The organism is Kitasatospora sp. NPDC058965, assembly GCF_042741245.1.
Classification (GTDB): Bacteria; Actinomycetota; Actinomycetes; order Streptomycetales; family Streptomycetaceae; genus Kitasatospora.
Window position 1 is genome coordinate 1 of the sequence record NZ_JBHYKG010000360.1, and the last position, 8,008, is coordinate 8,008.

At 75.2% G+C, this 8,008-nt stretch carries 8 protein-coding genes and 1 pseudogene; 6 read left to right on the forward strand and 3 right to left on the reverse strand.

Features of this window, described 5'->3' with window-relative positions:
* Positions 1 to 73 precede the first annotated feature (73 nt).
* The 3 genes from ACFW1A_RS35480 to ACFW1A_RS35490 form a co-directional block, all read right to left on the reverse strand.
* Positions 74 to 286 (reverse strand): DUF1918 domain-containing protein, encoded by a 213-nt coding sequence (locus ACFW1A_RS35480; protein WP_380416690.1) that lies wholly within the window; start codon positions 284 to 286, stop codon positions 74 to 76.
* 97 nt (positions 287 to 383) lie between these two features.
* Positions 384 to 2,777 (reverse strand): glycoside hydrolase family 65 protein, encoded by a 2,394-nt coding sequence (locus ACFW1A_RS35485; RefSeq protein WP_380416692.1) that lies wholly within the window; start codon positions 2,775 to 2,777, stop codon positions 384 to 386.
* 10 nt (positions 2,778 to 2,787) lie between these two features.
* Positions 2,788 to 4,212 carry an MBL fold metallo-hydrolase RNA specificity domain-containing protein gene (locus ACFW1A_RS35490; protein ID WP_380416695.1) on the reverse strand — a complete coding sequence of 475 codons (1,425 nt, stop codon included), beginning with the start codon at positions 4,210 to 4,212 and terminating at the stop codon, positions 2,788 to 2,790.
* Between the two features lie 183 nt (positions 4,213 to 4,395).
* Between ACFW1A_RS35490 and ACFW1A_RS35495 the strand changes: the two genes are divergently transcribed.
* From ACFW1A_RS35495 to ACFW1A_RS35520, 6 genes and pseudogenes are all read left to right on the forward strand, one after another.
* Positions 4,396 to 5,091: a CBS domain-containing protein gene (locus tag ACFW1A_RS35495; protein WP_380416697.1), complete on the forward strand. Its 696-nt coding sequence runs from the start codon at positions 4,396 to 4,398 to the stop codon at positions 5,089 to 5,091.
* Positions 5,092 to 5,100: 9 nt separating this feature from the next.
* Positions 5,101 to 5,703, forward strand: coding sequence for a CBS domain-containing protein (locus ACFW1A_RS35500; protein ID WP_380416699.1), 603 nt, complete (start codon positions 5,101 to 5,103; stop codon positions 5,701 to 5,703).
* A gap of 73 nt (positions 5,704 to 5,776) precedes the next feature.
* Positions 5,777 to 6,445, forward strand: a complete 669-nt coding sequence (locus ACFW1A_RS35505) for a response regulator (protein ID WP_380416701.1) — start codon at positions 5,777 to 5,779, stop codon at positions 6,443 to 6,445.
* 78 nt (positions 6,446 to 6,523) lie between these two features.
* Positions 6,524 to 6,862, forward strand: coding sequence for an SHOCT domain-containing protein (locus ACFW1A_RS35510; protein WP_380416703.1), 339 nt, complete (start codon positions 6,524 to 6,526; stop codon positions 6,860 to 6,862).
* A gap of 22 nt (positions 6,863 to 6,884) precedes the next feature.
* Positions 6,885 to 7,865, forward strand: a complete 981-nt coding sequence (locus tag ACFW1A_RS35515) for an Acg family FMN-binding oxidoreductase (protein WP_380416705.1) — start codon at positions 6,885 to 6,887, stop codon at positions 7,863 to 7,865.
* Positions 7,866 to 7,928: 63 nt separating this feature from the next.
* A pseudogene (locus ACFW1A_RS35520) lies at positions 7,929 to 8,008 on the forward strand (dsRBD fold-containing protein); the annotation flags it as partial.

Consider the following 8,008-nt stretch of genomic DNA (forward strand, 5'->3'; position numbering starts at 1 on the left):
GACTGACCGGCCGCCGGCCCGGGCGGCCGCCGGGGGCCCGCCGCCGGCCCCGGGCCACCCGCACGGTTCGCGCTCAGGCTGCGGGCCGGTCGTGGTCGTGGTGGAAGTGGTGCACCCGGGTGTCGGGTCCGGGGAAGTACTCGGTCACCCGGCCGTTGTCGGACCAGCGCACGTCGTACGGCGGGCTGCCGTCCTCGTGGTGCAGGCCGACGACCTCCCCGTCCCGGCGCGCCGCACCCGGACGGGTGGCCTGGACGATGATCCGGTCTCCAACGGCGGCTCTCATCGTGTCCTCCCTCGTCGATTCCCTGCCTCCATCGCATCACCCGGGGGGACCGGTCGGGCAGGGCTGAACGGTCCCGTTCCGGGGACCGACCGGTCCCTCAGAGGTGGAACCGGAGCGTCTCGCCGGGCCGGACCGTGGCCTCGGTGCCGCGCAGGCGGACCCGCACCGGGTCCTGCCGGTCCTGCGGCAGGCCGACCGTGACGGTGTGCCGGTCGACGGCCACGGTCAGGCCCCAGTGGCCGCGGTAGCGCAGGTCCAGCTCCAGCCGGTCCAGCGCGGTCGGCAGCCGCGGGTCCAGCCAGAGTGCGTCCTCGCGGACCTCCAGGCCGGTGTAGCAGCGCTGCAGCAGGTCGACCGCGCCCGCCATCGCGCCCAGGTGGACCCCCTCGGCCGTGGTGCCGTGCTGACTGTCCGCCAGATCGGCGACCAGGGCGTCGCGGAAGTGCCGCCAGGAGGCGCGGCGGTCGGACCGGGTGAGCACCCAGGCGTGCACCACGGAGCTGAGCGTGGAGCCGTGCACGGTGCGCCGCAGGTAGTACTCGGTGGTGCGGCGCAGCAGTTCGTGGCGGACCGGGTGGCCCAGCCGGCGCAGCAGGTCGCGGACCTCGCGGGCGGAGAACAGGTACCAGAGCATCAGCGTGTCGGCCTGCTTGGAGGCCCGGTACCGGTTGACCGTGTCGCCCTCGGCCTCCAGGATCCGGTCCAGCCGGCGCAGGTCGGGGTAGCGCTGCCGGTACGCGGCCCAGTCCAGCTCGGCCAGGCGCTCGTACCCGTCGAACTGGCTCGGCACGCCGTCGTGGAACGGGACGTACAGGCGCCGGCCGATCTCCTGCCAGCGGTCCAGCTCCCCGTCGTCCAGGGCCAGCCGCTCGCGCAGCTCGTCGCGCCGGTAGCCCGGCAGGGCCGCCAGCGCGTCCTGGGCCCGGGCCAGCACCCAGGAGGCGAGGACGTTGGTGTAGGCGTTGTCGTCCAGGCCCGGCCCGTCGGCCCACGGGTAGGCGTCGTGGTACTCGTCGGGACCGAGCACGCCGCGGATCGACCAGCGCTCGCGCGCCGGGTTCCAGCTCGCCGCGGACGACCAGAAGCGGGCGATCTCCAGCAGCGTCTCCGCGCCCGCCGCGGCGAGGAAGTCGCCGTCCCCGGTGGCCTGGTAGTACTGCCAGACGTTGTAGGCCACCGCCGAGCCGACGTGCCGCTGCAGGTGGCTGTGGTCCGGCAGCCAGCGGCCGGAGAGCGGGTTGAGGTGCAGCTGCTGCGACTCCTCGCGGCCGTCGGCGGCGCTCTGCCACGGGTACATCGCGCCCCGCAGGCCCACCTGCGCGGCCTCCCGGCGGGCGGCGTCGAGGCGTCGGTGGCGGTGCCGGAGCACGGCGCGGGCGAGCTCGGGGAACCGGAGGTTGAGCAGGCGCAGCACGAACAGCTCGTCCCAGAAGACGTGGCCCCGGTAGGCCTCGCCGTGCAGCCCGCGGGCCGGCACGCCGACGTCCAGGTCCACCGAGTGCTCGGTGTAGGTCTGCAGCAGGTGGAACAGGTTCAGGTGCAGCGGGCCGGCCCCGTCGAACTCGGCCTCGGTCCGGCACCGGCGCCACAGCTCGGCCCAGCGCAGCGCATGGTCGGCGAGCAGGTGGTCGAAGCCGGCCGCCTCGGCGGCGAGCAGTCGGGAGGCGCGCAGCGGGGTCTCGACCGCCCGGTCGCGCGAGGTGTGCACGGCCACCGTCTTGTGCACCGTGACGGGCCGGCCGCGCTCGGCGTCCAGCGCCAGCAGGTGGGCCGCCCAACCGTCGCGGCACTCGGTCGCCGACCGCGCCCCTTCGGCGCCGGTCCGTGCGGCGAGCGCGATCCGCAGCGGCGAGCCGATCGCCGCGGTCTCCAGCCAGACCGGCCCGTCCTCGTCCACGCCCTGCCCCACGGGGCGCAGGTGACGTTCCGTCAGGCCCCGGTAGCGGGCCACCCCCGTGTTGCTGACCAGGCCGTCCAGCCCGGAGCGCACCTCCAGCAGCCCGTCCCAGTTCTCCGGCGTCAGGACGGTCTCCAGCGCGAGCAGGTGCGGATTCGCCTGGCTGGCGAACCGGCGCTGGACCAGCCGGGTGCGCCGGCCCCGGTCGTCGACCACCAGGGCGGTGCGGGTCAGGACGCCCCGGCGCAGGTCCAGCTCCACGGTCTGCTCGGCCGGGGGACCGGTGAACCACGTCCCGCCGCCCGCGCAGAAGGTGAACGGCAGCCAGTTCGGGCCGTTGACCAGGTCCTCGTTGTCGACCACCCGCCCGGCCACCGTCGACTCGGTCCGGTCGTAGCAGCCCGCCAGGTACGTCCCCGGGTAGTGCACGCCGTCCGCGACCGACTCGGGCGCGGCGCCGCGGCTGACCAGGTAGCCGTTGCCGACCGCGCACAGCGCCTCGCGCAGCCCCTCCTCGGCCGGGTCGAAGCCCTGGAAGCGCAAGGTCCACGGGTCCGGCATGTCGGGGTACCCCGGGGGCGGGTCCGGCGGCACGGCGGCCTCCCTACCGGACCAGCACCCGCTCGCCCGGCTGCGGCACCACGGCCGTCCAGCCGAGCTCGCGGTCGATCCGGTCGCGCAGGGCCAGGGATCCCTCGGGCTCCCCGTGCACCAGGTACACGGCGCTCGGCGGCGGGGCCGGCCGCAGCCACTCGATGATCTCGCCCGCGTCGGCGTGCGCGGAGAAGGCCGGCACGTTGACCACCTCGGCGCGCACCGGTACGTACGTCCCGTACATCTTCATCACCCGCGCGCCGTCCACCAGGTCCCGGGCGCGGGTGCCCGCGGCGGCGTAGCCGACCACGACCACGGTGTTGCGCGGGTCGGGCAGCAGGTGGCGCAGGTGGTGGACGACCCGGCCGCCGGTGGCCATTCCCGAGGCGGAGACGATGACCGCCGGACCGCTCGCGTGGTCCAGGGCGAGCGAGTCCTGCAGCGAGTGGACCAGTTCGAACGGTTCCGGGCCCAGGGCTCCGGCCCCCTCGGCGAGCACCTCGGGGCGCAGTTGCCCGGAGCCGGCCGCGAAGGCCTCCCGGTAGATCTGCAGCGTGGCCAGCGCCATCGGGCTGTCCACGTAGACGGGCACGTGCGCGGGCAGGCGGCCCGCCCTGCGCAGCTCGGCGAGCTGGTGCAGCACGACCTCGGTGCGGTCGACGGCGAACGAGGGAATGACCAGCGTCCCGCCGCGCGCCAGGGTGCGTTCCAGGGCACCGGCGAACCACTCGCGGGCCGCCGTCTCCTCGTGGTGCCGGTGGCCGTAGGTCGACTCCATGAGCAGCACGTCGGCGCCGGTGAAGGGCTCGGGCGGGAGCAGCAGCGGGTGGACCAGGCGACCGAGGTCGCCGCTGGCCGCGAGGGTGCGGCCGTCCTCCAGGGTCAGGTGGGCCCAGGCGGAGCCGAGGATGTGGCCGGCCCGGTGCAGCCGCAGCACGATGTCGGCGGTGACGTCGACGTCGGTGTCCAGCGGCACCGGGTCGAACATCCGCAGGGTGCGTTCGACGTCCGCGTCGTCGTAGAGCGGTTCGGCGGGGCGGTGCTTGGACCAGCCGTGCTCGTTGGCGTGGTCCGCCTCCTCGCGCAGCAGGTGCGCGCTGTCGCGCAGGATCAGCTCGGCGATCCTGGCCGTGTCGGGGGTGGTGAGCACCGGGCCGCGGAAGCCGTCCCGGACCAGGCGGGGCAGGTAGCCGCAGTGGTCCAAGTGGGCATGGGTGAGCACCACGGCCCGCACGTCGGCCGGGTCGAGCGGCAGCGGGCGCCGGTTGCGGCGGCGCAGTTCGGCCAGGCCCTGGAACAGGCCGCAGTCGATCATCAGGCGGGCGTGGTCGGTCTCGACCAGGAACTTGCTGCCGGTGACGGTGCCCACGCCGCCCAGGAAGGTCAGCAGGCCCGGCCTGGGCCGCGGTCGGGGCTCGCCGGTGTCCGTCGTCATGGCCGCCTCCGGGTGCGGGGTCGGGTCACTCCATCGTCGCGCCGGACGGGGCGGCTGTCCTGGGCCGGAGCGGCCCACCCGACAGGACCGTCCGGCCCTGTCCACGGGCGGTCGACGGGCGGACGGTGGAGTCGGGGCCCACCACAGGAGGAGTCGGGGCCCGCTGCCGGAGGAGTGAGGACGATGCAGCACCGCACCGTGGCCGAGGTGATGACCCGCGAGGTCGTCACCGCCACCGCCGAGACTCCGTTCAAGGAGATCGCGGCGCTGTTCCACCGCAACGACATCACCGCGATCCCGGTGGTCGACGACCACGGTCGACCGCTCGGCCTGGTCTCCGAGGCGGACCTGATCCGCAAGGAGGCCGTGCTGCCCGATCCGGAGGGCCGGTTCCCGGGCCGCTGGCTGGAGGCGAAGGACCGGGCCCGCGCGGAGGCCGAGACCGCCGGCGGCCTGATGACCAGCCCTGCCGTCACCGCCCGGCCCGGGTGGTCGGTCGCCGAGGCCGCCCGGGCCATGGACAAGCACCGGGTCAAGCGGCTGCCGGTGGTGGACGAGGTGGGTCGCGTGGTCGGCATCGTCAGCCGCCGCGACCTGCTGCAGGTCTTCCTGCGCCACGACGCCGCCATCCGCGAGGAGATCGTCTACGACGTGCTCGGCCGCACCCTGTGGCTGGGCGAGGAGGACGTGGAGGTCGCGGTCCACGAAGGCGTCGTCACCCTGACCGGTCGGTTGCCCCGGCGCAGCCAGATCCCGGTCACCGAGCGGCTCTGCCGCGGTGTCGACGGCGTGGTCGCCGTCCACCAGACGCTCGACTGGACCGAGGACGACACCGACCCCGCCAGGGAACACCCCCGCGCCTACCGCGCGACGTCCTAGGAGGCCGTCATGATCGGCACACCGACCACGGTCGAGGATGTGATGACCCGTGCGGTGGTGGCGGTCGGCCGCGACGCGGATTTCCGCGAGGTCGCCGACACGCTGCAGCGCTGGCGGGTGAGCGCGGTTCCGGTGCTGACCGGCGACGGCCGGGTGGTCGGAGTCGTCTCCGAGGCCGACCTGCTCGCCGCCCGGGAGACGGACGGCGAGCGCGCCCAGGCACTGACGGCCGGCCGGATGATGTCCGCCCCGGCCGTGACCGTGCACCCCGGCAGCCGACTGAACGAAGCGGCCCGGGCGATGGCCCGCGGCCACTACCGGCGGTTGCCGGTGGTGGACCCGGAGGACTACCTGCTCGGCATCGTCAGCCGCGGCGACCTGCTCAAGGTGTACCTCGGCGACGACCGCGAACTCGTCGACCGGGTCCGGTTCGAGCTGGCCGCCACGCTGGGGCCGGCCGCCGTGCTGGGCACCGACCTCCGCGCGGAGCAGGGGCGGATCACCCTGTCCGGCGACCTGCCGGACGCCGTCACGCCCCGGGTCCTGGAGACGCTGATCAGGTCCGTGCCCGGCGTGGCGGACCTGGAGCTGCGGGTGACCACCGCGGCGTGACGGCTCGCCGGGGTGCGCGCCGGCACGGAGAATCGGTGGTGTCGGCGCCCGCGCAGCCCAGGGAGGGCACGCCATGGACACGTCCCGGCCGGTTCGGGTGTTCCTGCTGGACGACCACGAGGTGGTCCGGCGGGGTGTGCGCGACCTGCTGGAGGCCGAGCCGGACCTGGAGGTGGTGGGCGAGGCGGGGACTTGTGCGCAGGCGCTGGCGCGGGTCCCGGCGCTGCGCCCGGACGTCGCAGTGCTGGACGTGCGGCTGCCCGACGGCGACGGCGTGACCGTCTGCCGGGAGCTGCGGGACCGGATGCCCGGGCTGGTCTGCCTGATGCTGACCTCGTTCGACGACGACGACGCGCTGTTGGACGCGATCATGGCGGGGGCGGCCGGCTACGTGCTGAAGCAGGTGAAGGGCGCCGACCTGGTCGGCGCGGTGCGCACCGTGGCGGCCGGCCAGTCGATGCTGGACCCGGCCACCACGCACAAGCTGATGGAGAGCCTGCGCCACCACGAGGAGGGCGGGGCGGACGCGGCGCTGGCGGCGCTGACCCCGCGTGAGCGGGAGATCCTGGCCCTGGTCGGGGAGGGGTTGACGAACCGCCAGATCGGGGAGCGGCTCTACCTGGCGGAGAAGACGGTGAAGAACCACGTGTCGCGGCTGCTGGCCAAGCTCGGGGTCGAGCGCCGGCTCCAGGCGGCGGTGATCGCCGCGCACGCGGACGACGAGCAGCACCACCCGCACTGACGCACCCGTGCCCGGACGGGCCCGGGGAAGGGGCCGAACGGCCCAAGCGCTGCCCCCGCGGCCGACCGCACGGTGGAGGTGTCGGACCCCGCCACGGCCGAGGAGGCCATGATGATGTACTGGGACGATCACGGCATGAACGGCTGGGGGACCGGTTTCATGGCCCTGGCCATGCTGCTGTTCCTCGTGCTGCTGGTGGTCGGCGCGGTCGCGCTGGTCCGCTACCTGGGCCGGCCGGCCCAGGCGGGGCACACGGCCCAGGCGGGTCACCCGGGCCGGCCGGGCGAGCCCGGGCACGGGCCCACCCCGGAGGACCTGCTCGCCGAGCGCCTCGCCCGCGGCGAGATCGAACCCGACGAGTACCGCAGCCGGCTGGCCACCCTGCGCGGGAGCGGCGCTCCCCCCGCCGCCGGCTGACACCGCACTCCTGGAGGCGGTCATGACCACCATCACCCTCGACGCCACCGCACTGGAGAAGCTGGTCGCCGCTGCGGTCGCGGCACCCTCGATCCACAACAGCCAGCCGTGGCGCTTCCGGCTGCAGCAGGACACCTCCACGCTGGAGGTCCGGGCCGACCGCGGCCGGGCCGTCCCGGTGACCGACCCGAAGGGCCGCGCGCTGCACCTGTCCGTCGGCGCCGCCGTGCTCAACCTGCGGGTCGCCGCGCGCCACCTCGGCTGGGCCCCCGAGGTGCGCCTGCTGCCGGACCCGTCCGAACCGGACCTGCTGGCCGCCGTCGAGCTGGACGTCCCGGCCGCCGCGCCGGTCCCCGGTACCGAGCGGCTCTACGAGGCGATCTGGCACCGGCACTCCCTCCGCATGCCGTTCACCGGGGAGCCGGTGCCACCGGCGGTCCTCGCCGAACTGGTGGACGCCGCCCGGTCCGAGGAGGTCGCGCTGCTGCTGCCGGACCGGGCGGAGACCGCGCGGCTGCTGCGGCTCACCGCGGAGGCGGAGGGCCGCAACACCAACGACCCGGCGCAGCGGGCGGAGAGCCGCAGCTGGATCCGCACCGGTCAGGAGCCGCCCTACGGCATCCCGGCCGCGGCCCTGGGTCCGCAGGACTCGGCGGGGCGGCTGCCGATGCGGGACTTCACGGCGCTGAGGCCGGCCGAACACCGGCCGCCGGCCCGGTTCGAGGCCGAGCCGCGGATCGGCGTGCTCACCACGGACGGCGACGGCCCCGCCGACTGGCTGCGGGCCGGCCTCGCCCTGGAGCACGTCCTCCTCGCGGCGACCGTCCACGAAGTCCGGGCTTCGCTGCTGGACCAGGCGATGGAGTGGCCGCAGCTGCGCCGCGAGGCCCGCGACCCGCACGGGCGTCCGGGGTACGTGCAGTTGCTGCTCCGCCTCGGTTACGGCCCGGAAGGGGCCCCGACGCCGCGGCTGGCGGCCGACGCCGTGATCGAGCAGACCTGACGCCGCGTCACCGGCTTTCGCCGCCCGGCCCGACCCGAAGTCCGGCGGCCACGTCGGCCCCTCCGGCCGCCCGTGCCGGAGATCGGCGACGAGTACGCCGCCGGCCGCGCCCTGGTCGAGCTCGGCCACCAGTTGCTGCGGGC

Coding starts and splice junctions, on each gene's coding strand:
- ACFW1A_RS35480 (WP_380416690.1), bottom strand. CDS start 286: ATGAGAGCCGCCGTTGGAGACCGGATCATCGTCCAGGCCACCCGTCCG.
- ACFW1A_RS35490 (WP_380416695.1), bottom strand. CDS start 4,212: ATGACGACGGACACCGGCGAGCCCCGACCGCGGCCCAGGCCGGGCCTG.
- ACFW1A_RS35495 (WP_380416697.1), top strand. CDS start 4,396: ATGCAGCACCGCACCGTGGCCGAGGTGATGACCCGCGAGGTCGTCACC.
- ACFW1A_RS35500 (WP_380416699.1), top strand. CDS start 5,101: ATGATCGGCACACCGACCACGGTCGAGGATGTGATGACCCGTGCGGTG.
- ACFW1A_RS35505 (WP_380416701.1), top strand. CDS start 5,777: ATGGACACGTCCCGGCCGGTTCGGGTGTTCCTGCTGGACGACCACGAG.
- ACFW1A_RS35515 (WP_380416705.1), top strand. CDS start 6,885: ATGACCACCATCACCCTCGACGCCACCGCACTGGAGAAGCTGGTCGCC.